Genomic DNA, 25,001 nt, shown 5'->3' on the forward strand with positions numbered 1-25,001 from the left:
CGCCGTTGGAAAAAGAAATGACGTGCCGCCACGCACAGTGGCTAATAGTGATAAAAAACACAGCTAATTCACGCAGACCACTAACGCAGAAAGCACCAACCCGGCACCGACCCCCAACCGCCCAACCCAAAACCCCGTCCACCGGCGCGAGCGCCCCCCGACCTACTCAACTAATTTCGCAACAGCGACTTAGGGAAATTGACTGACGCCAGAACGTCGCTCGCGCCTTACGTTCCAATCCGCGCACCCTCTCCGGATCAGAATGTCAGCACGCTAAGAAACATCCGCTGCAGCCAGCCCAGTGTCGTCGCATCGGCAAGCATGCCGACTCCCGCCTGCTCAATACGCGCATTGGCGACCTTGCTCGACGACACGTAGTTGCCAACTTCAATATCTTTAGGATTGACGATACCGGATAACCGCAAGCGATCCCGGTTCGAGTTCATCGCGATGATCTTGTCGCCTGCGATGACCAGATTGCCGGTGGGCAGGGTCGCGATAACCGACACTGCCAGCGTGCCCGTCATCCCCGTGGTGTTCGACACGGCGCCCTTCCCCTTGAACGTCGTGCTCGCGGACCCTACGTTGAACAGCTTGGCAAGTTTTGCTGCCGCGTTGGTCGACTTATCGGCGGCTTCCGCGGTGATATCGCTTGCACGGTCAGCTGATGCATCGCCGCTGTTATTGGCTGAATACGACTCGGCGAGACGGATCGTCAACACGTCGCCCACGTGTTGCGCGCGAGGTGTTTCGTAAAAAGCGAGCGTGTTGCCGCCCTGGAAAATCGACCCCCCTGTTTCCATATTCAGAGGGCTCGAGACCACGACCGGCGCGAAGGTCGGCATATCGACAATGGACTTCTGGTCGCCCACGCATCCAGCCAATGAGACCAACCCGCTAGCCAGGATCACAAACTTTAACGAGTTCATGTTTTCAATGTATCGCCAGATTAAGGGTGTTGCTCAAGCACTGCGCGATGGTGATCCTGGCCAGCGTTTAGTTGCTGACTTACCACTGAACGCCACTCGCGCGCTCGTCATGTCGAGCCGTGGCTCAACCATCATCAATCGATTGCAGCAGCGCACGTATCAAACGGCGCGGCAACCGCGTTACCCACGCCTGGCACAATCTTGACCGTGGCCGACACCAACCGGCACGGCAGCGCAGCCAACCCGCAACCTTCCATTGGCAATACGACCGTGCCGGCTATCAGGCATGCGACTAGCCGCGCGTATGATTTGTAAGACCGAAAATTCAGCATAGAAGAGACCACTACCTTGTTATGCGCTGGTGTTGATGCGGGTGCCAACCAAGCCGTTCGAAGGCGGCGCTGCAGGAGTTGGCTCAACCGGCAGTGATGGGCCTGACTTGGCGCTATTGCCGGCAGCATTGCCAGCGCTACCGCCGGCAGGGCGCGTCGGCGTCGGTGCAACACGTTCCGCAGGGGCATAACTGTTGACGTTCATGATCAAACTCGCTTTCAATAAAGATGAAGGGATCGAGGCAGCATCAGAGCGGACTTGAACGCATGCCGGGTCGCTAGAATTCTCTTTCGACAACGAATGATCACGCGTTACGGCTCGCGCTGATTAATGAATGACCACACGCTTTTCTCGACTCCTTACGAGCACTTACCGCATAGTCAGGATCGCCATCAATCCTAGATCTTCACGTCGACCAGCAACCCGAGCGGATTCCAGCTAAGGCCTTTAGTCTCGGCACCCAAACCGTCGAGAACATCGGCAAGCGACACCTCTCCCGTGTCACTCGCAGGCGTTACATAGGATTGCAACGCGTTGTCCAGCGTGCTGACCGCGCCAGCTATCGCGCTGCTGTCAGCGGAACCCGGATCGCTGGTGGGCGTTGACTGGTGTACGTCGTCGAGTTGCCAGTCCCATGTGTCGCTGGGACTACTGCTATTGGCAGAAGAGGTTGACCGGACAGTCTTCGCAAGCTCTTGTATGGACGAGCCAAGATCGGCATAAGCGGAAGTCACTGCGTCGGTTGGCGCGGCGTCGCCCTCTTGCTGAGCAGGTCCACCAATCGCATTCTGCAAGACAAGCGCCTGGTATAGCGCAACAAGGAACTGCTGACCGGCGCTCCTGTTCGCCTGCCCTCGTGCCTGAGAGTCCGCCGTGCCCGAGCTGCCTCCCAAGGAGTCCGTGTCAGTGAGGCTGATGCTGGTGGGCGGAAACCCGTTCGCGTCGAGCCCCAAGCGCTGCAGGGTTAGCTTGAGCGCCTCCAACAAGGTATCCCCACTTGCCGACGACGTCACCGCCGACCGCTCAGGAAGTGCGCTGGGTACATTGTTGGAAGGAGGTTTCGCCGTGCTATTGGGCAAATCCGAGGATGAAACTGACATGCTGGAGTCGAGTGCCATAGCTTCTCTCAGTTGGTTGTTCCGCGATGCCGAATCGGTTGCGTCGAGCGAAAATCGCAGTGCCGCGCAGAGTTGAATGGCGAGCGCGCGGAGTCGTTCGCCCAGACGTCATATCGACCGGCGGGCGGGAATCTGTAGCGTTGGAAAGACGATGTAAGAAGCCGATTCACGCTTGTGTGCCAGCACGCCTTGCGGGCTATGCGATGACCGGAATCGCGATGAAATATACGGTAACGGATGCATCACTTCGCGCCCTGTATCAGCTTGTAAACCGTGCAGGTTTTTTATGGATTGTCTAAGCTTGGAACATTGCGAATGCGGCCAAGAGATCGGTCTATTGATGACTTATTTGCCTGACGATCTGAGCTCCTTTGCTCATTCTCTTACCGGGCCTTTCGTATCCTAATGTTGTTCGCACCGCTGACGTTATCACTGAGTATTGAACGTACTTGGAGGATGAAATGGATTTTTCTACGACAGGCGAGATTGCTTGCAAAGTGCGCATCAACCCCATCATGCTTGTTAGCGGCCAGGGTGTATCAAGTCGCGCAATCCGGTATCGCGGGAAACATACGCTGCGTGCAATACTGGGATTCCTCGATAGCCAGCGTGAGGTTCGCGCGTTGGTCTTCAGCCACTCGTCCAACGGAGAGATGTTGTGGGTCGACGTTCAGACCGGGGAGTTGAGGAGCTTTGAGGAGTGGCGATTCGAAGCGGCGTGAACAAGCTCACTTGTGAACCTCCGGCACCCCGCAATCAACGGGGTGTCGTGCGCGGTGATCAGGTAATAAAGACGATCCGATCCCCTGTCTTCGAACCGCACTCCACGAAATACGCAGTACGGGCAGCCCTCACGTCGAGGAGAACGCGTTCCACGCCTTCAACACCGGGACTGTCATGCAAATGCGTTTTAACGATGACTTCCGAACTCGGATTGGCTAAAGCGTCACGCCTGATTTCCACGAGATGCCTGACGGCATCCCGCTGGTTCATAAAATACAGAATCATTAACAACGTGTCCTTACCGCAGTTAAAACGGCGCTAGCTGGCGCTACTTTCCGTCGCACCTGCAAGCGGCACAGGAAACGCAGGGAGACGTTGGCGCTCCACTACCGGGCGGTGACTTCACCCGACATCACGTCGATCCAGACAGGGCCCTCATCAGCTTGGTGGCTATAAACGAGCGCTCGTGCTTGCGGTCCCGCTATTCTTAGAAAGCGCAGTACGTCGCTACGACGCTGCTTGCCGCGATAAGGGACGCGGCGCATCCTTTGACCGCACTCCATGAGCAATACGACATCGTTATGCTTCAGGAGCCGCTCTATCATTGTTTCGGTCAATCCGTGGGCTGATTCGATTGCCGCCGTTCGCTGACTGATGTGCGTAACACCGTTATCCGGTGACGATTCGAACTGTGCGGGCGGCGAAAGGAAGAGAGTGACATTCCTCATGCCTTGATTGGCATACCGAACGTCTTGCAGAGCAGTGGCTGCTTTCCGCCTGGGAATGTCGCGAACCCCGGCCGCCCGTTTCGTGGCGCGAGTCATTTACATCCGACCGAGCATACGAGGGCCGACACGCCTGCCACCGCACCGAAAAGTCCGCCCAGCGCGAACGTTTCCACCGAAGTGGCGCACGCTTGAAGATTGAGTATGCAAAAGAGCATCGCGATGAAAATACAGCGCCGCAAGATTTTTCTCCCTCAAACGTCGTTGCTGCGGGTCGGACCGGCTGGAATTACGACGTGCCTGACGCAGCTTCCATTGATAAATATCGAGTGCGTCTGGGGAGTCCATGCCTCTGGACTCCATGCACGCACAGAGAGATTAGAGCGGTTTGGGGAGGGGCATTTCGGCAATTACGGGCTGTAGATGCCATCTGCTTACAGGGCATTACCCGGTTGACCGCGCAAAGGCAACAAGGCTCTCAAGGGTCCTTTAGCGCGCCGTGTTCGTTAAATATAGGCGGTGCGCCGACACTCTAATAAGCGGCAGCTACCTGCATCACTTCCGAGCCGGCAGGCATGGCAAGCGCCCTGATTTCGTGAATCAGTCCATGAGTCTTCGCCTCATCTGCGTTCATCGTGCGGCCGTGGAGAAAAATCCCGCCTATGTTCGTTTTCTCAATCGACGTTTCCTGAGCAATGATCGTCGCCATGCGCTCGTTATCTGACCTTAGCGAGCTTAGTGCTTCCTCGACTGCGGCAATGCCTTGCGGTCCGTTGAAGGTGCGATTGCTGCTATGAAGATAGAAGGTCGCGCTAGGCACGGCGATGCGTCTCGCGCCTGCAAGGAACACAATGCTCGCGATCGAGTCGACGTTTCCAACGTTGATGAAGTTGATCGGCGCGGGAAGCGCCTTGATGAAGGAATATGACGCGATGCCCGCGTGCACCTGTCCACCCAACGAATTCATCAGCACGGTGATGGACGTGGGAGGTGCCGGCCGGGTCAAAACGATCGTGAGCAGCGTGTGAAGATTATTGATGCTCGGTTCGTTGATCGGCGCCTGGTAGTTCAAGAATAAATCACCCACGAAATTGCCCTTGCATGGTCACGTTGAAATAGTAGCGGCTCAATGGCCCGCTTGAGCTTCCGCGCGAGGAGGCGGGTGCAGCCCGGATGAGTTCGGTAAGACGATGCGAGGGCGCCAAGGCGCAACAGGTGCCGCTCAAATAAAGGGGGCTGCCTGATTCAACCAAAGGTCGTCGACTGGTGGAAGATTCCACAGCCTGGGGTCTTCGATTGCCACTATCCGGTCCGCACCTTTAATTTTCTTCAGGTCCACGACCTGAGGCAAAACAGGTTGGTTCGACTTGCACGAAAAGAACATCTTGACGATTGGCGTCAGGATGGATCCACTGCCCTGATCGAGCACGACAGCAAGAAAGCCGGATTCCAGCCGAACCACCGCGCCCACAGGGTAGATGCCGACCGTGCTGATAAAAGCCGCGAGAATGGTCTTGTCGAACTGCCCTTCCCACGAAGCCATGCTGCGCAGCGCCTGAGTCGGATGCCAGGACGATTTATACGGGCGATCGGACGTGACGGCGTCATACACGTCGCAAACCGCACCCATCCGCGCAAGCAAGGGGATAGCCTTGTCCGCGAGTCCATCCGGGTAGCCTAGGCCATTGATCTTTTCGTGGTGGTGTAGCGCAACCTCCAGCACGCCCGCAGTGACATCGGCTGACTGCAGCATTTTCCAGCCATCGTAGGCATGCTTCTTTGCAACCTCGAATTCTTCGGTGCTTAGTTTTCCCGGCTTGTTAAGCACGGCGAGTGGCATGAGCGCCTTGCCCAGGTCATGCAGCAAGCCGGCCACGCCGGCCTCGAGGACGTCCGGTTCATCAAAACCGAGTTCGCGCGCCAGCGCCGTCATCAACGCGCATACGGCGACAGAATGCATGTACGTGTAACCATCGTGGTGTTTGAGGCGCGCCACGCTGATCAATGCATGCGGGTTACGCATGACGGATGCGGCAATAGTCTCGACCAGGGGCATCATGGTGCTGCCGGCGACCACCTTCCCCATGCGGGCTTGCTGAAACACCAGCTTCATCTCATTGGACGCCGATTCAAACAAACGCTTCGCGTGTTCGATTTCCTTGCCGATCGGTTTTCGCGATGTTTGCGAGCGTGTCGCAACGGGTAGATGATCGTCCTCGGCCTCCCCGCCGGACTCGACCGGATCCAGGGAGTCCTCGGCGCACTCCAGGCCTCTGTCCGTATCGATCACAATCGACGTAATTCCGCTTGAGACGATCTTCTCGATATCACCGGCTGTGAGCAAGAACGAGTTCTTCCAGAACGGGTGATCGATCCAGCGCCGATCCAGACTGTGCAGGAACATGCCAGGACGCAATGATGAGGCTGCGACCGTTTTCAACATAAGCCAACTCCGATGAGCCATGTTTTGGAACTGGTGAGGGGATAAGCAACAACACCATCAGCTTCGACCCACATGCACGCGCTCCACCAATGCACTAATCAGATCCTTGATTTCTTTCACTCGATACCTTGCTTGCCAACGCGAGAGCATAGGCCTTAAGCCCGTTGCCCTCGATGATAGTGACAATCTACACGACTCGCTCCAGGCGACTGGAACCTATTGCATCTTCAGGACCGAGGCCCCGCCGTAAATGTCCTGGATAGGGAAAATTCGACTATCAGGTCATGCGCTGGTGTTAATGCGCGTACCGACCAGGCCGGACGACGGCAACGCCGTAGGGGAGGTTTCCTCAGCAGGCAGCGACGACGAAGCCGGTTTATTAGCGCCTTCGCCGGTTGCCCTGCCTGTGCTTGTACCGGTCGGGCGGATGCGCGTCGGTGCAATGGGTTCCGTAGGCACTTGACTGGTCACTTTCATGGTCAGGCTCCCTTTCAATAGAGACGACGGGATCGAGGCAAGCTCAGGGCAGGATCGAGCGTGCGCCACGTCGCCAAGCTTGTTTGGACATTGAATGATCGCGCGTAACGGCTCGTGATCATTAAAGAATGATCGCAAGATTTTCCAGACTCCTTACCGGAGATTACCGCTCGCCCGATATCGCAATCCAGCGTTGCCAAGCGACCGTGAAAGCTTTATGTAAAGGCCCACTAGCGCGGCACGTGAGGATACTAGCGACGGTCCTGCAGCGTGCGAAAAAACACACCTGAACACACCCTTGCATCTTTCTTTGGGCGACAGCCTGATTCGCGAGAAATATTTCGTAAGGCCAGGCCGAACCCTGCTTCTTATCTGCGCATCCCGGGCACCGGATCCAGCCGAGTATGAGTGAAAGGCCCATTCTTCTCGTGACAACAATGACCCTCTTCAAGACCGCTCTGATCACTGTGATTCTGTTAAGCAGTCCGCTTGCCGCCCACGCGACCAGCTTCGATTGCAAGCTTGGTCGCTCAGCCGCTGAAAAGCTGATTTGCCACAACCCCGATTTATCGAAGCTCGACGACGAGCTCGGAAAGCTCTATTGGAAAGCGCGCCGCGCGGTTGCCGACACACGTTCGTTCCGCACGGACAGCGACGCCAAATGGACTTGGCGAGAGATGCACTGTACGGACGAAACGTGCCTGACAACATGGTATTCCGGCCGGATAGAAGAGCTTCGACGGCTGGTCGATGATCTGCAATCCATCTCGAAGCCCTCACCGGTTCGCACGGCCTCTGAGCAAGCGCTGCCGGAGCCCACGATCGCGATCGGTCAATGCACCGTCGCGCAGCCGGGCATGATTTCGCTTGATCACTGCAGATCGCTGATGAAAGCCAACATGCGCTGGAAATACGATGTCCATGGAGGCGACTGGTTCTGCGGAGTAGCCGTGCTTGACGAATCGAAATTGCCTAAGGTCGCCCTTCAGTGAGCGGCCACCTCGCCTGGGTGACAGTGTCGAAAACGAGGTGGCGTCTTATTCATCCCGTTTTCGGCCAGTCCATTATTTAATAATTTCAATACTCGCCCAGGTCATCGCGGCTTGGTGCGCGTATTTCCCAAGCCGGGTTCTTGCAGCCGCGAATAGACGATTGACCTGGCTCTAGCGCCGGTGCATTCCTCCGAACGTGTGCATACCACCCATGCCGCCCATGCCACCGCTAAATCGTGGTCGCTCGCCGTGAAAGCCCGAGCCAATTGGCCCACCGACGCGCACATGATCCATTTGATGAAAATGGTGGAAATGAGAAAAGTGGTGGAAGTGATCCACGAAGATAAAACTCACGCCCGCACCGAAGTAAAGAGGTGGCCCCCAATACCAGGGATCGGGATAGGGATAGACCGCGACCGGGTACATAAGCACGCTTCCGTCAGGGCTTTGCACGATCTGCCATGTACCGTCGCTTTGCAGGCATGCCCGTCCAACAACCTGCTGCATCGAACCATCTATCTCCGCCTGCCCTGCCACCGCCCGGCAATTGGTTCCAGGGTCGACGTTCGCCGCGACTGAATCGTCGTACGCTTGTGCAAGCACAGGCGCAGCAAAACCCATGGCGGCAAGCACTATTCCCAACCGAAGTAACTGACGCATCATCGCCTCCTGCATGAACCCGGTCTATTGGCGCGTGCTCGTGTCGCAGCCATGGTCGTTCGCCAATCGCGTCGGGATACAAGGATTAAACGGTCGAACCCGCGCAAATATTCCCGCATCGCGCGAAACACGCTGTACGAGACATCTCCCGGAAATGGCGTGGGTTTATCGTGGAAATCCTTAGAGCGGGCAAACTTGGTAAACGCTTAATTTGGCATAAGCTTTATATCAGGCAACCTTTGTTGAGCCGGCGCCACCCTGTCCGCAAAAGACGCCGCTCTTACCGTGATGGACCGCTATTCGTCTCGCTTGCTTCACCCGGATGCCGTGCGCGAGCTTTCCGGCACAGCGGGGTTCCTGTTGCGCAAAGCGGTGGCGTTTCTAGCAGCATTGATGCTCTGCAGCGCCGCGGCTGCAAGCCCTGCCGTCGTGGTCATTCCGCTCAACGGCGCTGTCGGTCCCGCAAGCGCCGACTTTGTCGTTCGCGCGCTTTCTCGCGCGGCTGAAGAACACGCTCAACTCGCCGTTCTCGAAATCGATACGCCCGGCGGGCTCGACCCGTCGATGCGGTCGATCATCAAAGCCATCCTCTCGTCACCCGTTCCCGTTGCGGCGTTCATCGCTCCGGGAGGCGCACGGGCGGCCAGTGCGGGCACGTATATCGTCTATGCAAGTCACATTGCGGCAATGGCGCCGGGCACTAATCTTGGCGCCGCCACGCCGATCCGTATCAGCGCGGGCGGGTCCACGGAACCATCATCGGCGGAACCCGGTCAGGCGAAGACAGACTCGGGCGCATCGGCTTCTTCTGGCCCGAGCACGGCATCCACCGAGACCACCAAGCAGGTGCAGGACGCCGCGGCCTACATACGCGGCCTCGCGCAACTGCGCGGCCGCAACGCGCAATGGGGTGAACGTGCCGTTCGCGAAGCGGTCAGTCTCTCGGCCAGCGAAGCGCTCGCGCAGAACGTGATCGACCTGAACGCGTCCGATGTACCCGACCTGCTCACGAAGCTCAACGGCCGGCATGTACGTACGATTACGGGCGATCATGTACTCGCCACGTCCGGCGCTGTGGTCGAGCCGATCCTGCCTGACTGGCGCAGCCGCTTTCTCGCGACCATCACCGACCCAAGCGTGGCGCTCATTCTCGTTACGATTGGCATGTACGGGCTGTTCTTCGAGTTTGCGAATCCCGGGCTTGCGTTGCCCGGCGTCGCGGGCGCAATCAGCCTGATGCTGGGTTTATTTGCGTTGCAGTTGCTGCCTGTCGACTTTGCCGGGCTCGGCCTGATTTTGCTTGGCATCGCCTTTCTCGTTGCGGAGATTTTTTTGCCGACGTTCGGCACGCTCGGCTTCGGCGGCATTGTCGCGTTCGCGATCGGCGCGCTCATGCTGTTCCATACCGATGTTCCCGGCTACGGCATTCCAGTCTCGCTAGTGATCGGCCTGACCGTCGCCACGGTGCTGTTTGTGTTTGTCGTTTCGAGCATCGCGCTGCGGGCACGCCGGCGTCCTGTTGTGAGTGGCGCGGAGGCGATGCTCGGCAGCATCGGTGAGATGCTGGAAGACATGCCGCCAAGCGACAGCGGCTGGGCTCGCGTGCACGGAGAACGATGGCGTGTGTGTTGCCACGAAGCCCCTGCACTGCTCGCGCGCGGGGAACGGGTGCGTGTTCTCGGACGTCACGGTCTCATGCTGACCGTGGCGCGGCTGGACGAGGTAAAACAAGGAGAAAAATAATGGCCGGTTTTACGTTTGGCTTCAGCGGTATCTTGCTTGCGCTTGTCATTCTCATCGTGTTCTCATCGATACGCATCTTTCGTGAATACGAACGCGGCGTCGTCTTCATGCTCGGCCGCTTCTGGAAGGTCAAGGGGCCGGGTCTCGTCCTCATCATTCCAGCGGTACAGCAAGTAGTGAGAATGGATTTGCGTACCGTGGTCTTCGACGTGCCTCCGCAGGACGTCATCACTCGGGACAACGTGTCCGTGAAAGTGAATGCGGTTGTCTACTTTCGCGTAGTCGATCCGGAGAAGGCTGTGATTCAAGTCGCTCGCTTTCTGGACGCGACCAGCCAGTTGTCGCAAACGACCTTGCGCGCGATTCTCGGCAAGCATGAACTTGATGAGCTGCTTGCGGAACGCGAACGTCTCAACACGGACATTCAAAAGGTACTCGATGCGCAGACCGATGCATGGGGCATCAAGGTGTCGAACGTCGAGATCAAGGACGTCGACCTGAACGAGACCATGGTGCGGGCAATCGCCCGGCAAGCCGAAGCGGAGCGTGAACGGCGCGCCAAGATCATCCACGCGGAAGGCGAACTGCAAGCATCGGAAAAACTGCTGCAGGCAGCGCAAATGCTTGCGCAAGCACCGCAAGCCATGCAACTGCGCTATCTGCAAACATTGACGACGATCGCCGGCGACAAGAATTCAACCATCGTTTTTCCGATGCCTATCGATTTGATCAGTTCGCTTCTTGAGCGGCTCAAGGGGCCGCCTCAAACTTGAAGGTCTTGGTAGTGCGTTGACGACACGCTTAGGCCTCGTATTAATCGCCGGGGAGCTGGTGATTTTGTCTAAGGGCGGTCGGTGGGATGCGGGTTTTTTGGGTTAGTGCTCGGGGGATGCTGGGTTGCACGGGGTTTTCGGGCGTAATGGTCGGGGTCAATGCCGGGTTGCTGCTTTCGGCCTTAGCGGTCTGCGTGAGTTAGCTGATTTCTTTATCACTGTTAGCCACTGTGCGTGGCGGCACTTCATTTCTTTTTCCAACGCGGCGAAAAAGAAACAGAAGCAAAGAAAACGCCTCCCAACAATCGGCTAGTAAGAAACGCTCCCCTTGAGGGCAACGGGTTGGACCGGACAGCCGAGGTCGGTCAGGCGTTTGAGCAGACGCTGGATAGTTTTGCCAGTGTCGTGGTGGCTGAAGTGGTCAGCTCCCAGGTCAGCGTATTCGACGCCGTCGCGCAGCATGTGGTACGCGGCCGTGAGCATCGAGGCCGCCACTGCCAGGATGGCCTTTTTCGCGCCGCGCCGGGCCTTGATGCGCAGGAACTGGGCGTGCAGGTAGCTGGTCCTGACACGCACCGCCGCCCAGGCGGCAGTGACCAGTGCCGTCTTTAGCCAGGTGCCGCTCTTGCGCACACGCGTGCTGCGGCGTTTGCCGGCGCTTTCGTCATTGCGCGGGCACAAGCCGGCCCAGGACACCAAGTGACCGGCATCCGGGAAACGCGTCATGTCGACGCCGATCTCCGCCAACAGGACCTGTGCGGTCAAGTTGCTAACCCCGGGCATGGTGGTCAGCAGGCGGGCGCGCTGTTGGATCGGCGCCAGCGCTTTTCCCACTGCGGCATCCAACTCTGCCAGCGTGTGCTCCAGTGCGCCGATGATGTCCAGGTGCAGCTTGAGCATCGTGCGGTGATGGTCGGTAATGCGCCCGCGCAGCGCCTCGCGCAATTCTGCGTTCTTTTTGCGCGCGGTGCCCTGGGCCAGCGCGGCCAGCCGTTCGGGGTTGTCTTCGCCGGCGACGATGGCCTTGAGCATGGCGCGCCCGCTGCAGCCCAGAACATCGGACAGCACGCTGCCTAGCTTGAGGTTGGCGTCCTCGAGTACCTTCTGGATGCGCAGGCTGTGCTGGGAGATCTCGCGCACGAGTTGTTTGCGCGTGCGCGTCAGATCGCGCAACTCTTGAATCGCCGCTGGCGGCACGAAGCTGGATCGGATCAGCCCGTGTGCGAGCAGATCGGCGATCCACATCGCGTCATTGACGTCGGTCTTGCGACCCGGCACGTTGCGGATATGCTGGGCGTTGGCCAGCACCAGCTCGAAGCGGCCCTCGAGGATGTGCCAGACCAGCTTCCAGTAGACCCCGGTGGCTTCCATTGCCACATGGGTGCACCCGTGGCCAGCCAGTCGGCCAGCGCCAGCAGTCCGGTGGTGGTGCTTTCGAAGCTTCGCACCTCGTGGTGTTCGGGCGCTGAAACACAGCGCACACAGGCCACGATGGTGTCCTTGTGCACGTCGAGTCCGGCGCAGCGTGGATAGAGTACCTGCATGGGACCTCCTACCAGAGTCAATGGCAGCGGCAGCAACCCCCGTTATCGAACTCTAGTAAGCGTGCTCCACGGGTGTCATCACCCGTGGTCACAATCCGGGGTGCGCGCAGGGCTGCGGGTCCAACTAGTTAACGGGCTCGGGGCACCAAGCACGACGCCGACCTCGTTACCGCTGCAAAACTAGCTTATCCCATCGCGCGGCGACACGCCGCTCGCAAGTCCGTTTCATCCTCCGGGGACGGGCTCGCACGATGAACAACTAGTTAGTGTCCCTAGCGTGCAGGCCTCACTTTTTGGCACCTGATAGCACGGTGCTCGCCAGACTCGATAGTGTTTGAACCCCTCCTTCTCCGAACACCGATACCCACACGCTTCGCCACCAGTGACTGAACGTGCCCAAGGGACACCCCGCGCTATCCGCTAGGTCGATATGCCCAGGATGAAAACCAAACGATCCCGCCGGACCACATCAGCCGCTATCCAGCAGCGTGTTCGCGTTCACATGTCGCCTCGGTTTGTCGTTACGTTCATTCAGGACCTGAATCGCCTCAAGCCTGGAACTCGAGAATGTAGAGACCGCCGTTGTAGTCGGTCGAGTAAACCAGCCCCTCTGCATCGACGAATACATCGGAAGACTGGATGACATTAGGCCGGTTCGGACGGTGATCCATCAAGCGTACCGGCTGCGGCGGCACAAACGCCGCGACCTCAACTGGCCGATACGGATCGCTGACATCGAATGCTCGCACGCCCGCGTTCTGATAGGTCGCAAAGATCAGTTGAGAACTGACGAAGCTGCCCGGCCGGTTCTCGTGCAGGTTGTGCGGACCGAAGTGACCGGGCTTCTGCCGGTACCCGGTCTCGCGCGGTCCGGGAAACGTCGAGATGCTCACAGGATTGGAAGGCTCGCGGACATCGAATAGCCAGATGAATTTTTCACCGTCCTCCTGATGATCGAGTACCGCCTCATCGAGTATGACCAGCAGATCGCGGTCAGGCAAAGGCAGGCAGTTGTGCGTGCCGCCGCCGAACGGCGGTGACCAGTTGCGGTGCGCGATCAGCTTCGGTGCGCTGCGGTCGGCCACGTCGAGCATGACAAGACCTGCGTCGCGCCATGCGCAATAAGCGGTGTCTCCGTGCACGATCGGATGATGCAAACCGTAGCGCCGTTCCGCCGGCCATGATGGCGTTTCGCCGGCGGCAACATGCATGCCGGGTAGCCAGAAACGCCCCGCTTCGCGTGGATGGCATGGGTCCGACATGTCGATCGTGATGAAGATGTAATCTGAAAATCCGTCGAGCAGCGCCGACGCGTACGCCCAGCGTCCGCCCGTATACCAAACCCTGTGGATGCCGCCGCCTTCGACCGGCATAAAGCCGATCTCACGCGGCGCATCGCCTCGCGAAATGTCGTACACCGCGAGGCCCGCGCGCCAGTTGCGCACGCCCGCCGAGCGTTGCGCAGTGCCGACTTTCTTGCCGAGCGCGCCTTGATAGTACGCCCGCTCGTCCTGGAACTCGGTAGCCGCGAACATGTCCTTGGCGTTGATGACAAGCAGCAGGTTGTCATGCGTCTGCAAGTGGATGTTCCATGTGTTCGGCGGTGCCGGCACATAAGCGACGGTCGCGGGCCGGCGCGGGTCGCGCACATCCACGACACTGAAGCCCTTCGAGAACATGTGACCAATGTAGGCGTACCCGCGATGCACCATCAGTTGCACACCGTCAGCACGGCCGCCTTGGTCGCTATGGCCAATCAATCGCATATTGCGAGCAAAATCGGGAACAGGTAATTGAGTGTCAGTCATAGCTGGATCATGAGTTCAAGAGTTCTGCTGTTCCTGGATACACGCTGCTCGCGCATGAGCACACGGAGCATCGGTATCCGATACGGACTACCAACTTCTGAGCTGTTATTTCACGCCCCAGATGCGTCGATACGCATCGCGATAGTGATTGTCCGGGTCATAGCGATTCGTCTTCCCCCCATCGAATGCAATATCGGTCGCCGTGACCAGATGCACCGGCGCCGTATAGCCGCTCACCGGCACCGCGTCAAACGCGCGGTTCAGTTCGTCGACCGCCTGCCAGCCGTGCAGTGAAACAGGTTCGGCAACGGTAGCCGCCTGATATTCGCCGTTGCGGATACGCTGGAACGCCGACTCGCTGCCATTGCCCGCCGAGACGCCAAGCAACGGCCCTGAACCCTTGTAGCCAGCCTGCTGCAACGCGGGCGACATGAAATCGAAGGGCAAGTCGTTGATCGTCAGCGCCCATGTCCACTTTGCGCCGTAGCGTTGCAGCATGGTCGAAGTGAGTTGCGGCAGGCGCGTCGCGGTGTCGGATAGCGGCGTGTCTTCTATCTTCAGCAACTGGCAGCCGGTGCACTTCTTGACCAGGTCGGCCATTGCGTTGGATTTGGCGGTCGCGATCTCATAGGTGGAGTCCGTGAAGATGACCACGCCCGCTTTGCCGTTCGACTGCGCGATGACGTACATAACCGCCGCTTTCGCCACGTCGAGCGGGTCCGTCGCGAGGTTGGTGACGAACCCTTCCTGCGGAGCGGGTCCGGGCTTCGGCAGCGAATGCCAGCCCACGATCTTGATACCGCGTGCCACTGCCTGATGGATCAGTGACGCCTGCTCTCTCGCGTCCACACTGCCGAGCACGATGCCATCCGGTTTGAGCGCGATAGCCTGGTTCATCGCCGCCGAGCGTCCGGAGATGGAACCCTGACCGTCGATCAATCGAAACGTCCAGCCCATCGCGCTTGCCGCTTCCTTGACGCCTTCAGCCACGCCACGCGGTCCGCTGTCGCGTTGGTCCGCCGATACGAACACGATTGTCTTGCCGTGCTGCGCGGTAGGGCCGGTGGTCGGGCCGCCCCACGGTTGGCCGGACTTCGTGGCCTCCTCGGTGTATGCCTTCGCTTCGGCAAGAAAGGTGTCGTCTGTATGTGCGCTCAGTGCGGAAGATGCAACCAGCGCGACACAAAGGGGGGTGATCAGGCGGTGCTTCATGGTGTCTCCTGTTGGTTATATAAGTCTCGTTCACTCGGTGCGTTCGGTGCGTTCGGTACGCGACGGCGGTGTGGACAACGTGCCCGCCGATCCATCGTTGGTTTCCTTCGGCAGCGTGGCCGCGGTCGAGGGCGCCGCGCCTTGAACCGGCTTGCGCGGACTGCGGCGCCGGCGCTGCGTATATCCCGCAATGCCGATTGCGACAAGCAGCGTGGCGCCGTTGAACAGCGGCTCGACGTAGAAGTCGCCGCCAAGCTGCTGGATCCCCGCGATGCCGACGGCCAGGATCGACACACCGAACACCGTGCCCCAGACGTTCACCCTCCCAGGCTTGATCGTGGTGGAACCCAGGAATGCGCCGACCAGCGCGGGCAACAGGAAATCGAGTCCGACACTCGCCTGGCCGATGCGCAACTTGGCCGCGAGCACGATGCCGGCGAAGGCCGTCAGCACGCCCGAACTGACGAACGCGAGGATCACGTAGCGGCGTGCAGGGATGCCGTTGAGCGCGGCTGCACGCGGGTTCGCACCGATCGCGTAGAGGTAACGGCCGATCGGCAGATAGTCGGAGGCGAGCCACAGCACGACCGCGATCACGATCACGTACGTCGCCGCGATTGGTAGTCCGAACAACGAGGTCGTGAAAATGGAGGTGAACGCGTCGGGCAATGTGCCGATGACCTGACGTCCGCCTGTATGCCACATCGCGGTGGCGTACAGCACGGTGCCCGTCCCCAGCGTGGCGATGAACGAATCGATTTGCGCGACCTCCACCAGCAAGCCGTTGAGCAGGCCGAGCAGCGCACCCAGCGCAAGGACGACTACCACTGCAACCCGCCAGTCGATCCCGTAGGACGTCTGCAAGCTGATGGCGAGGATGTGCCACAGCACGATGCCGTAGCCGACCGTCAGGTCGATGCGGCCAGTAGCCATTGGAATCATCGCGGCGAGTGCGAGGATCGCGATGATCGATTTGTCGCCGACGATGGAGCGCACGTTCAGCAAGGTGGGAAACGTGTCGGGCAGGATCAGCGAGAACAGCGCGATCAATAGAAGCGTAAGGATCGGCAAGCCGAACACCGGCAACAGACGTACGAAGCGGGAGAAAGGCGAGAGGCCGGCCAGTTCACGGCGCGTCGGCTCGAGCGCGTTGGATTTGAGCGATTGCATGGAGTACCTCAGGCAGTAAGGGGAATGGCGGCGGCGCAAGTCACGCCATAGTCGAGCGATGCACAATGCAGCAACTCCGACACGCTAAGCTGTTCAAGCGGCAACTCACGAGCAATCGTGCCCGCACGAAATACCAGCGCGCGATGACAGATCTGAGCGGTCTCCTCAAAGTCCGACGAGATCAGCACCACCGCCATACCGGTGCGCACCGCCTCGCCAAGCAGCCGATAAATTTCCGCCTTCGCGCCAATATCGACACCTGCGGTGGGGTCCTCGAGAATCAGCACATGTGCGCCAATGCGCAGCCAGCGCGCGATCACGACCTTCTGCTGATTGCCGCCGGAGAGTGTTTCGATCAGCGCCGCCGGATCGTTCGGGCGCAACGCAACGCGTCGTCCAAGCGCCAGCGCTTCGTCGGTTTCGCTAGCCGCCGAGCGCATGTGCAGCCCTTTGCGGCCACTCGCGCGAGGATTGAGAAAGAGGTTCTCGCGGACGCTGAGGCCTGGGCCTATCGACTCGCCGTAACGGTCGCCGGCCACCAGGCACAGGCCATTCGCCACGGCCGCGCCGGGCGATGACAAGTCGACTTGCTCGCCATTGAGCAGCACCGTCCCCGACAGGATCGGCGCCGCACCGAACAGCGCCTTGCCGAGCGAGTCGTGTCCCGCGCCGCGCAAACCGACCAGTCCGAGGATCTCGCCGCGACGGACATCGAAGTTGAGCGGACCGGCTTCTTCCGTGTGCAGCCTGCGCACCGATAACGCGATGGGCGCAGCGCCCGGTGCCGGTGGCCGTACAAATACCGAGTCAGGTTCACGCCCGACAATATGGCGAATCAACTCGGCAGGCGCGGTGTCCGCCGTTGTCTGTTCCGCGACGCGCCTGCCATCGCGCAGGACAACAATGCGGTCTGATAACGCGAACACTTCGTCGAGCCGATGCGATACGTAGATCATCGCCACACCTTGCTCACGCAGACCCAGCAGTACGCGATGCAGGCGCTGCACTTCACTCTCGGGCAGGCTCGCTGTCGGTTCGTCGAGCACCAGCAGATCGGCACGGCTCGACAATCCGCGCGCAATCGCCACCAGCGATTTCTCCGCGCGCGACAACGTGAACACACGGTGCTCGGGATCGATGTCACCGCCCACCAGCGACAACGCCGCCTCGGCAGCCGCACGCACCGACCGCCACGAAATCAGGCCGCGCCGCTTCGCATAAGTAGTCGCGAGCGCGATATTCTCGGCGACTGTCATCCAGTCGACGAGCCCAAGATCCTGATGCACGAACGCGACGCGGCCGCGCATGGCGCGCGCATCGGTCGGCGTACCGCGAAACAGCAGCGTGCCGCTCGACGGCGCATGCACGCCGGCCAGTATCTTGATCAGCGTTGATTTGCCCGCGCCGTTCTCGCCGAGCAGCGCGACGATCTCACCGGCGGCGACATCGAAACTCACGTCCTCGAGCGCTGTCACGCCGTTGAAGCGCTTGCCGACGCCTCGCACGGCGAGCACCGGAATACGCGGCGCCGCGCCTTGGCCGGACGCGCCTTGCATCGTTGTAAACATGTCTCACTCCATCAATCGTCCGTTGGCCGAATTTAGTGTTTGCTAACCTGTTTTTTTGTTTTTACTATTATTGGACGAGGTTTTAGCGGCCGCCTATCGGAAATCGGCCAGCCCAACATCGAAATACGGCCAGCGTCGACTGGATGCAAAAAGCTGAGGAATGGAGCGAGACAGCATGAAAACTAGCGACGAACTCATCGACTGGGTGATGCCTGAAGACGACCCCGTGAACCCGTTTCGCTGCAGCGATCCACTGCCGGAATGTGTCGAACGCGTCGAGCCGGGCAAAGCGGTGATCGGCTCGCGCGGCGATCCGAAGAACAAGATCCTGTGCGTCGAGCAAGGCCGTTTGAAACTCGAAGGCCCGCATGGCCAGTGGTTGTTGCTGCCCGCGCATATGGTGTTTATTCCGCATAGCCGGCCGTACCGGCTCTACACCAGCGCCGATGCGGTTGTGGTCGTGGCGCACCTTGGCGCGCAACATACGGTGTGGCAGCACGAAGGCTGTTGGGCGGCGCCGGTCAGCGGCCTCGCGCGCGAGATGTTCGGTTATGCGCTGCGTTGGGGACCTGAACGCGCCGCCGACGATGCCGTGGCCAATGCCTACTTCCAGGCACTGGGCCTCTTGTGCAAGGACTGGTTCGAGTGCTCGCGGATGATGTGGATTCCCTTCGGCGAGTCACCCGTGCTCAAGCGCGCCATCGCTTATACGCGCACCCGGCTGGACTCCGCGACGATTGAACTGGCGGCAGAAGCGGCTGGCACGTCGGTGCGCACGTTGCGCCGATACTTCCAGGACGAGCTCGGAATGAGCTGGCGCCGCTTCTTGCAGGAATTGCGCATGGCGCGCGCGATCGAACTGATGACCCGTAAGCGACTGTCCGTCACGCAGACTGCGCTCGAGGTGGGCTTCAACAGCGTGGCCGCTTTTACGCTGGCCTTTTCTTCGTTCACGGGCAAGACCCCGAGCTCTTACACACGCGACTTCCTGAACGGAACGTTCATTCCGAACAATGCGATGGGAAGTCGCGCCGAGAGCGAGGTTTAAGCGGGCCTGCTGATGTCCTCTTCAACGCTTGTCCCAGCGCCATGCCTCGCGCAAGCGTTGCCCCAGGAACTCGACAAAAACACGCACGCGCGGCGCGAGGTGCCGGCTATGCGGATAGAGCGCATGCAGCGGCGCGGCCGGCATGGAGTACCCGGGCAAGATGCGCTGCAGTCGGCCTGCCGCGATGTCGTCGCCGACGTCCCAGATCGACTTCAGCGCAATGCCGACACCATGCAACGCCCAGGCGTGAGCTGCAGCGCCATCGTTCGTGATCAACGAACCCGCGACCCGCACCCCGATGCTGTCGTTGCCCCCGAAGCGCCATTCGGCCCGTGGCTGGTCGCCAATCAGAATGCAACGGTGGCGGCTGAGATCGTCGGGCTGGGCCGGTGCGCCGTATCGCTCGATATAAGCCGGCGCCGCGCATAACACGCGATAGTTCGGCGCGAGGGGGCGCGCGATCATCGAAGAGTCGGCGAGACTGCCGAAGCGCACCGCCATGTCCAGGCTGCTGTCGAGCAGGTCGACGACCACATCGGTCAGGTCCAGTTGCACCGTCAATTGCGGATGAAGCTGCTGGAAATCCGCCATGATCGGCGCGATCCACTGACGTCCCAGCGCGCCCGGCGCGCTCACTCTCAACAAGCCGCTCACCGCCTCGCGCCTGCGCGACATCAGCGTCTCGGCCTGCTCGACCTCAGCAAGGATCCGAAGGACCTGCTGATGGAACAGCACACCCTCCTCGGTCAGCGTCTGCCGGCGCGTAGTGCGCTGGATCAACCGCACGCCAAGGCTCTCCTCGAGCTGTGCAAGCCGCTTGCTGATCACCGCCAGCGACAAGTCGAGTTCCCGCGCCGCCGCAGACAAGCTGCCGGCTGAAACGACACGCGCGAAAGCAACGAGGTTGGGCAGGTTATCGATCATGGTGACAATCATTCTTCACGATTTGGAGAGGATGCATCTCTGAAGACACCGTATTCCATCGGAAAACGGAAAGCTAGCATAAGAACTTCAGCGTGGTGGCCGCTTTGACTGCACGTTCGTCTCCAACGCAATGCCTCTATAAGGAAATCCAATGTCTTCCTCGCTCTTTAGAAGCCGTATAGGTTCTTTCGCGCTTGCCCTCGTGGCTTTTGGCGCCGCCGTCCCCGCGCTCGCTGCAACCGAAACGCTCGTCAAGCCCGCCACGGTCATCGTCGGCCATGGACTGCCTAAGGCGCAGATTGCCGCGCAAATCCTGGCCGCGCGCCGCTATGACACCTTCTGGTCCACCGGCGACGAAGCACTGGCCCGCATCGCTCTCAGCCCCGCATTTATCGATCGAACGCTCCCGCCCGGCCGGCCGCAAGGCATCGACGGCCCACTGGCGGCATCGAAAATGGTGCACGCCGCCATCCCTGACATTCATTGCGACGTCGAGCAAATGATCGTGGCCGGGGATAGAGTGGTTTCGCACCTGCACTTCACCGGCCACTTCACGGGAACGTTCAAGAACGTGCAGGGCAAGGGCCAGCCAATCGACTTCATCGCCACCGACATCTATAGGGTCGCCGATGGTCGCATTGCCGAGAACTGGCATCTGGAAGATAACCTGACCTTCTTGCAACAGCTAGGCATCGTTGCAAAGTAAGGATAGCTATACAACTCGAAACACACCGCAAGGAGTCGACATCATGAACAAGTTCGAATCGCAAACCGTATTAATCGTGGGCGGAAGCTCAGGCATTGGCGCCGCTGCCGCGAAGGCCTTCGCCGCGCTAGGCGCCGAGGTCACCATCGCCTCGCGTAACCAGGCGAAGCTGGACGCCGTTGCGGCAGATATAGGTGCGGCCGTCCGCACCGCCGTGCTGGACACCACCGATGAAGCCTCCGTGGAAGCCTTTTTCGCCAAGGCCGGACGCTTCGATCACGTGGTGATCTCGGCCGCGCAAACGCCCGGTGGTCCCGTGCGCGAACTCGCGCTAAGCGACGCCTATGCCGCGATGAACAGCAAGTTCTGGGGTGCGTATCGCGTGGCACGTGCAGCGAATATTTCGGAAGGCGGCTCGTTGACGCTGGTCTCCGGTTTTCTCAGCGTACGTCCCAGCAAGAGCTCAGTGTTGCAAGGCTCAATCAATGCAGCGCTGGAAGCGCTGGCCCGAGGCCTCGCGCTGGAGTTGTCGCCGGTGCGGGTGAACACCGTATCACCGGGGTTGATCGCGACGCCGCTGTGGTCGAAGCTCGGTGAGCAGGCTCGCCAAAGCATGTACCAGGGCGCTGCCGCACGCTTGCCCGCAAGACGGGTCGGCCAGCCGGAAGACGTCGCCAACGCCATCGTCTATCTCGCGAGCACGCCGTATGCAACAGGGTCCACCGTGCTGGTGGACGGCGGCGGTGCGATCGTCTGACTCGTCGGCTGACTACTACAGGAATCAACACCCATGAGCACGAAATACAAAGCACTGGTCTCCGGTGGCCTTGGCGTCATCGGCCTGCAACTGGTGGAGCATCTGGCAACCTTGCCAGACTGGGAAGTGATTGGATTGTCGCGGCGTACACCCTCTGCCGAGGCGCCGGCTCCCTACATCGCGGTCGATCTGCTGGACCCCGCCGACGTCCAGGCCAAGCTAGGCGGCCTCACCGATGTGACCCACATTTTTCATGCCGCTTATCAGGAACAGCCCACACCGCAAGCGCTGATCGACGCCAATCTCGGCATGCTGCGTAACCTCGTGGACACGGTGCAGGCCGCGTCGCCCGCGTTGCAGCGGGTCGCGCTGTATCAGGGCGCGAAGTACTACGGTGCGCATCTGGGCAGCTTCACCACTCCGGCGCGCGAGGACGACCCGCGCCACATGCCGCCCGATTTTTACTACGACATGCAGGACTGGCTGCTCGCCGAGGCTGAGGGCAAACGCTGGGATGCAACGGTACTGCGTCCCGACGTGGTGTGCGGTTTCGCGCTCGGCAATCCGATGAATCTCTCCATGCTGATCGCGGTCTACGCATCGATCAGCAAAGAGCTTGGACTTCCGCTGCGCTTTCCCGGCACGGTTGAGTGCTACGGCAAGCTCGCCCAGGTCACCGACGCCGCGCAGCTCGCGCGCGGCTCAGTGTGGGCCGTCACGCAGGCACCCGGCGGCGAAAGCTACAACCTCACCAATAGCGATCTGTTCCGCTGGAACCAGCTATGGCCTGCTATTGCTCGATACTTCGACATGCCGCTGGCAGAACCCCAGACGCTGAACCTGAGCACGTACATGGCCGACAAGGGGCCACTGTGGGAACGCATGACGGCGAAATACGGCCTTGCACCGGTGCCGTATGAGCAGGTAGCGGCCTGGGGCTTCGGCGACTTCATCTTCCGCTGCGACTGGGACGTGATCACCAGCACGACGAAGATTCGCCAGGCGGGTTTCCACGACATGGTGGACAGCACCGCCATGTTCCTGCGTCTGTTCGACGAGTTCCGCGCCCGCAAGGCGATTCCCTGAGGTGTGGATCATCGACCCCGCGAGCACCCGACTTCAGCGCGCCGGATCGAGATACGCCTTCAGGTCACCGGATACCGTAGCGAAACGCTCGATCAGGAAGTCGAGCAGCGCACGCACGCGTGGCGCCATGTATCGGCTACGTTGATACAAGGCGTGCACGGGGACATCGGGAGAACGCCATTCCGGCATCAGGATATTCAGCCGCCCCGCTCGCAAGTCTGCCCCGATATCCCACACCGACTTCATCACGATGCCGTAACCGCCGACGGCCCACTCGCGTGCGAGCGCGCCGTCATTGGTTTCGCGCGCACGTTCAAGAGGGACGGTAAAGGTCTCCGTCTCGCTGCCGCGGCTGAATCGCCATTCATTCGCAGACCCGGACGCCGAGCTGAGCACGATGTAGTCGAAGCGCTCGAGATCCCGGGGATGCTCAGGAATGCCATGTATTTTCAAATACTCCGGCGATGCGCACAGCACGCGCCGGTTCGGCGCCAGACGGCGGGCAACGAGTGAACTATCCGGCGGCACGCCGAAGCGGATGACAAGGTCGATGTCGTCCTGTACCAGGTTCGACAAGGAATCCGACAACGCCAAAGCAAACGTGACCTCGGGATACAGGACATTGAATTCGTCGAGCCAGCCCTTGAGGACATGACGGCCGAAATCCGACGTCGCCGACACCCTCAGTTTGCCGCGAACCACACTTCGACCCGCCTGCAGTGCTGCACGCGCGTCGTCGAGCGCCTGAATGGCCTGTTGACAATGGGCGAGATACATCCGGCCTTCTTCAGTCAGCCGCAACTGCCGCGTCGTGCGCTCAAAGAGCCGGGCATTCAGGCTCGACTCCAGCTTCACCAGCCGTGCGCTTGCGGCGGCGGGCGACAGCCCCAGCTTGCGCCCCGCTGCTGACAGACCGCCTAGATTCGCCGTTTCCACAAAAAGCCGGATGTCGCCAAGGTTCTCCACGATATTTCCGTTTTTTTTGAAAATGCTTCAAATCGTACACCCGTTATCAAAATGCATCGGGGTTTGCACAATGGCCACATCGTCAACCAACCTGGATCGCAATCATGTCGACTACTGCCGCGCCACTCGCTTCGCCTCTCTTCACGCCGACCGTCGTCGCCGGCCACACGCTCGCTCATCGCATTGTCATGGCGCCCATGACGCGTGCGCGCAGCACTCAGCCCGGCGATGTGCCCAATGCACTCAACGCCCTCTATTACGCGCAGCGCGCCAACGCCGCGCTGATCGTGACCGAGGCCACCCAGATCTCGCCGCAGGGCAAGGGGTACTCCTTTACCCCTGGTATCTATAGCCCCGAGCAGGTCGCCGGATGGCGCCTCGCGACCGATGCAGTCCACGCAGCCGGCGGCAGGATCTTCGCGCAGATCTGGCACGTGGGACGCATGTCCCACCCGGACTTCCACAATGGTCAACTGCCGGTGGCCCCGTCCGCCGTTCCTTTCGACGGCCAGATCTGGAAGGTCGACCCGGCCACCGGCGTGGGCGCGATGATGGCCAGCCCCACTCCGCGCGCGCTGGGCCGCGACGAGATCGCAGGAGTGGTAGCGGATTTTCGCCGGGCCGCACGCAATGCAATGGAGGCAGGTTTCGACGGTGTTGAAATTCACGGCGCCAACGGATACCTCATCGACCAGTTCCTGCGTACGACGTCCAATCTTCGCACCGACGAATACGGTGGTTCGCGTGAGAACCGCCTGCGCTTTCTCAAGGAAGTCGTTAATGAGGTAGCGGATGAGATCGGCGCCGATCGCACCGCGATTCGCCTCGCCCCGTTCCTGACCGCGCGTGGCATGAACTGCCCCGACATCCTGCCAACGATCCTCGAAGCCGCCGAATTCCTTCAGGCACGCGGCATCGCTTATCTGCATCTGGTTGAAGCGGACTGGGACGACGCACCGCCGTTCACTGAGGAATTCCGCCAGGCCCTCCGTACCCGGTTCACGCGGCCGATCATTGTGGCCGGCAAATACGACGAGGCGCGCGCCAAGTGGGTGCTGTCCAGAGGTTATGCCGACCTGGTTGCCTTCGCCCGGCCCTTCGTGGCCAACCCCGACTTTCCGCGCCGGCTTGCCGAGGGCCTGCCGCTCGCCGCCTTCGACAGCAGCACGCTGTTTGGTGGCGATGAGCGCGGCTACACCGACTATCCCGCTTTGCCGGAGGCAGAAGTCTCAGTTGAGGCCAGTCATCAAACGGTACGCGACGCCAGCACACATTCATCGCTATAGGGAGCAGGAC

The 25,001-nt window shown here is 60.3% G+C and carries 24 protein-coding genes and 1 pseudogene; 10 read left to right on the forward strand and 15 right to left on the reverse strand.

The annotated features are described in order from the left end of the window. Positions 1 to 257: 257 nt before the first annotated feature. The gene (locus M0D69_RS30565) at positions 258 to 938 is read right to left on the reverse strand and encodes a flagellar basal body L-ring protein FlgH (protein ID WP_301785634.1); all 681 of its coding nucleotides are present in this window, start codon (positions 936 to 938) and stop codon (positions 258 to 260) included. On the opposite strand from M0D69_RS30565, the gene M0D69_RS30570 reads away from it, so the two are divergent. Next, entirely contained in the window at positions 928 to 1,134 is a 207-nt protein-coding gene (locus tag M0D69_RS30570) for a hypothetical protein (protein ID WP_301785637.1), read from the forward strand. The genes M0D69_RS30565 and M0D69_RS30570 overlap by 11 nt on opposite strands. Here M0D69_RS30570 and M0D69_RS43895 read toward each other — a convergent pair. Both M0D69_RS43895 and M0D69_RS30580 read right to left on the reverse strand, forming a co-directional pair. Next, on the reverse strand, positions 1,064 to 1,450 hold the full coding sequence (locus tag M0D69_RS43895; RefSeq protein WP_367619777.1) for a DUF6726 family protein: 387 nt from the start codon (positions 1,448 to 1,450) through the stop codon (positions 1,064 to 1,066). The two genes, M0D69_RS30570 and M0D69_RS43895, sit on opposite strands and share 71 nt — an antisense overlap. A 210-nt stretch (positions 1,451 to 1,660) precedes the next feature. After that, positions 1,661 to 2,362, reverse strand: a complete 702-nt coding sequence (locus M0D69_RS30580; RefSeq protein WP_301785590.1) for a hypothetical protein — start codon at positions 2,360 to 2,362, stop codon at positions 1,661 to 1,663. A 479-nt stretch (positions 2,363 to 2,841) separates the two neighbouring features. Between M0D69_RS30580 and M0D69_RS30585 the strand changes: the two genes are divergently transcribed. Beyond that, positions 2,842 to 3,102 (forward strand): hypothetical protein, encoded by a 261-nt coding sequence (locus M0D69_RS30585; RefSeq protein ID WP_301785591.1) that lies wholly within the window; start codon positions 2,842 to 2,844, stop codon positions 3,100 to 3,102. Between the two features lie 58 nt (positions 3,103 to 3,160). Here M0D69_RS30585 and M0D69_RS30590 read toward each other — a convergent pair whose 3' ends face one another. From M0D69_RS30590 to M0D69_RS30605, 4 genes are all read right to left on the reverse strand, one after another. Next, positions 3,161 to 3,388, reverse strand: coding sequence for a hypothetical protein (locus tag M0D69_RS30590; RefSeq protein WP_301785592.1), 228 nt, complete (start codon positions 3,386 to 3,388; stop codon positions 3,161 to 3,163). A 972-nt stretch (positions 3,389 to 4,360) separates the two neighbouring features. Next, positions 4,361 to 4,915, reverse strand: coding sequence for an ATP-dependent Clp protease proteolytic subunit (locus M0D69_RS30595; RefSeq protein ID WP_301785593.1), 555 nt, complete (start codon positions 4,913 to 4,915; stop codon positions 4,361 to 4,363). A 135-nt stretch (positions 4,916 to 5,050) separates the two neighbouring features. Beyond that, positions 5,051 to 6,271 (reverse strand): HD-GYP domain-containing protein, encoded by a 1,221-nt coding sequence (locus tag M0D69_RS30600; protein WP_301785594.1) that lies wholly within the window; start codon positions 6,269 to 6,271, stop codon positions 5,051 to 5,053. Between the two features lie 282 nt (positions 6,272 to 6,553). Continuing rightward, positions 6,554 to 6,748: a hypothetical protein gene (locus M0D69_RS30605; protein ID WP_301785595.1), complete on the reverse strand. Its 195-nt coding sequence runs from the start codon at positions 6,746 to 6,748 to the stop codon at positions 6,554 to 6,556. Positions 6,749 to 7,185: 437 nt separating this feature from the next. Here M0D69_RS30605 and M0D69_RS30610 point away from each other — a divergent pair, with 437 nt between their 5' ends. Next, the gene (locus tag M0D69_RS30610) at positions 7,186 to 7,740 is read left to right on the forward strand and encodes a lysozyme inhibitor LprI family protein (RefSeq protein ID WP_301785596.1); all 555 of its coding nucleotides are present in this window, start codon (positions 7,186 to 7,188) and stop codon (positions 7,738 to 7,740) included. A 171-nt stretch (positions 7,741 to 7,911) separates the two neighbouring features. Here the strand turns inward: M0D69_RS30610 and M0D69_RS30615 are convergent, their stop codons facing one another. Then, positions 7,912 to 8,415, reverse strand: a complete 504-nt coding sequence (locus M0D69_RS30615; RefSeq protein ID WP_301785597.1) for a hypothetical protein — start codon at positions 8,413 to 8,415, stop codon at positions 7,912 to 7,914. A gap of 378 nt (positions 8,416 to 8,793) precedes the next feature. On the opposite strand from M0D69_RS30615, the gene M0D69_RS30620 reads away from it, so the two are divergent. Next, a complete protein-coding gene (locus M0D69_RS30620) occupies positions 8,794 to 10,143 on the forward strand; it encodes a nodulation protein NfeD (RefSeq protein WP_301785635.1) in 1,350 nt (449 codons plus the stop codon). After that, complete coding sequence (locus M0D69_RS30625) at positions 10,143 to 10,916, forward strand: slipin family protein (RefSeq protein ID WP_301785598.1); 774 nt, start codon at positions 10,143 to 10,145, stop codon at positions 10,914 to 10,916. The genes M0D69_RS30620 and M0D69_RS30625 overlap by 1 nt, the downstream gene beginning before the upstream one ends. Positions 10,917 to 11,225: 309 nt before the next feature. Here M0D69_RS30625 and M0D69_RS30630 read toward each other — a convergent pair. The 5 genes and pseudogenes from M0D69_RS30630 to M0D69_RS30650 all read right to left on the reverse strand — a co-directional run bounded on the left by M0D69_RS30630 (position 11,226) and on the right by M0D69_RS30650 (position 18,218). Beyond that, positions 11,226 to 12,460: pseudogene (locus tag M0D69_RS30630) on the reverse strand (IS110 family transposase). 548 nt (positions 12,461 to 13,008) lie between these two features. Then, a complete protein-coding gene (locus M0D69_RS30635) occupies positions 13,009 to 14,268 on the reverse strand; it encodes an LVIVD repeat-containing protein (protein ID WP_301785599.1) in 1,260 nt (419 codons plus the stop codon). A 105-nt stretch (positions 14,269 to 14,373) separates the two neighbouring features. After that, complete coding sequence (locus M0D69_RS30640) at positions 14,374 to 15,480, reverse strand: substrate-binding domain-containing protein (protein WP_301785600.1); 1,107 nt, start codon at positions 15,478 to 15,480, stop codon at positions 14,374 to 14,376. A 30-nt stretch (positions 15,481 to 15,510) separates the two neighbouring features. Continuing rightward, positions 15,511 to 16,650, reverse strand: a complete 1,140-nt coding sequence (locus M0D69_RS30645; protein ID WP_301785601.1) for an ABC transporter permease — start codon at positions 16,648 to 16,650, stop codon at positions 15,511 to 15,513. A gap of 8 nt (positions 16,651 to 16,658) precedes the next feature. Then, positions 16,659 to 18,218 carry a sugar ABC transporter ATP-binding protein gene (locus M0D69_RS30650; RefSeq protein ID WP_301785602.1) on the reverse strand — a complete coding sequence of 520 codons (1,560 nt, stop codon included), beginning with the start codon at positions 18,216 to 18,218 and terminating at the stop codon, positions 16,659 to 16,661. Between the two features lie 175 nt (positions 18,219 to 18,393). Here M0D69_RS30650 and M0D69_RS30655 point away from each other — a divergent pair, with 175 nt between their 5' ends. Further along, positions 18,394 to 19,266 carry an AraC family transcriptional regulator gene (locus M0D69_RS30655; protein WP_301785603.1) on the forward strand — a complete coding sequence of 291 codons (873 nt, stop codon included), beginning with the start codon at positions 18,394 to 18,396 and terminating at the stop codon, positions 19,264 to 19,266. Between the two features lie 21 nt (positions 19,267 to 19,287). Here the strand turns inward: M0D69_RS30655 and M0D69_RS30660 are convergent, their stop codons facing one another. Next, the gene (locus M0D69_RS30660; RefSeq protein WP_301785604.1) at positions 19,288 to 20,202 is read right to left on the reverse strand and encodes a LysR family transcriptional regulator; all 915 of its coding nucleotides are present in this window, start codon (positions 20,200 to 20,202) and stop codon (positions 19,288 to 19,290) included. 139 nt (positions 20,203 to 20,341) lie between these two features. On the opposite strand from M0D69_RS30660, the gene M0D69_RS30665 reads away from it, so the two are divergent. The 3 genes from M0D69_RS30665 to M0D69_RS30675 are packed head-to-tail and all read left to right on the forward strand — an operon-like array spanning position 20,342 to position 22,739. Further along, positions 20,342 to 20,896: an ester cyclase gene (locus M0D69_RS30665; RefSeq protein WP_301785605.1), complete on the forward strand. Its 555-nt coding sequence runs from the start codon at positions 20,342 to 20,344 to the stop codon at positions 20,894 to 20,896. A 43-nt stretch (positions 20,897 to 20,939) separates the two neighbouring features. Then, complete coding sequence (locus tag M0D69_RS30670) at positions 20,940 to 21,653, forward strand: SDR family oxidoreductase (RefSeq protein WP_301785606.1); 714 nt, start codon at positions 20,940 to 20,942, stop codon at positions 21,651 to 21,653. A gap of 33 nt (positions 21,654 to 21,686) precedes the next feature. Continuing rightward, positions 21,687 to 22,739: an SDR family oxidoreductase gene (locus tag M0D69_RS30675; protein ID WP_301785607.1), complete on the forward strand. Its 1,053-nt coding sequence runs from the start codon at positions 21,687 to 21,689 to the stop codon at positions 22,737 to 22,739. Positions 22,740 to 22,772: 33 nt separating this feature from the next. On the opposite strand, the gene M0D69_RS30680 is transcribed toward M0D69_RS30675, so the two are convergent. Then, complete coding sequence (locus M0D69_RS30680; protein ID WP_301785608.1) at positions 22,773 to 23,705, reverse strand: LysR family transcriptional regulator; 933 nt, start codon at positions 23,703 to 23,705, stop codon at positions 22,773 to 22,775. A gap of 104 nt (positions 23,706 to 23,809) precedes the next feature. On the opposite strand from M0D69_RS30680, the gene M0D69_RS30685 reads away from it, so the two are divergent. Further along, a complete protein-coding gene (locus M0D69_RS30685; protein WP_301785609.1) occupies positions 23,810 to 24,991 on the forward strand; it encodes an alkene reductase in 1,182 nt (393 codons plus the stop codon). Positions 24,992 to 25,001: the final 10 nt, after the last annotated feature.

Origin of the sequence: Caballeronia sp. SEWSISQ10-4 2, assembly GCF_030464885.1 — a bacterium.
Taxonomy (GTDB): domain Bacteria; phylum Pseudomonadota; class Gammaproteobacteria; order Burkholderiales; family Burkholderiaceae; genus Caballeronia.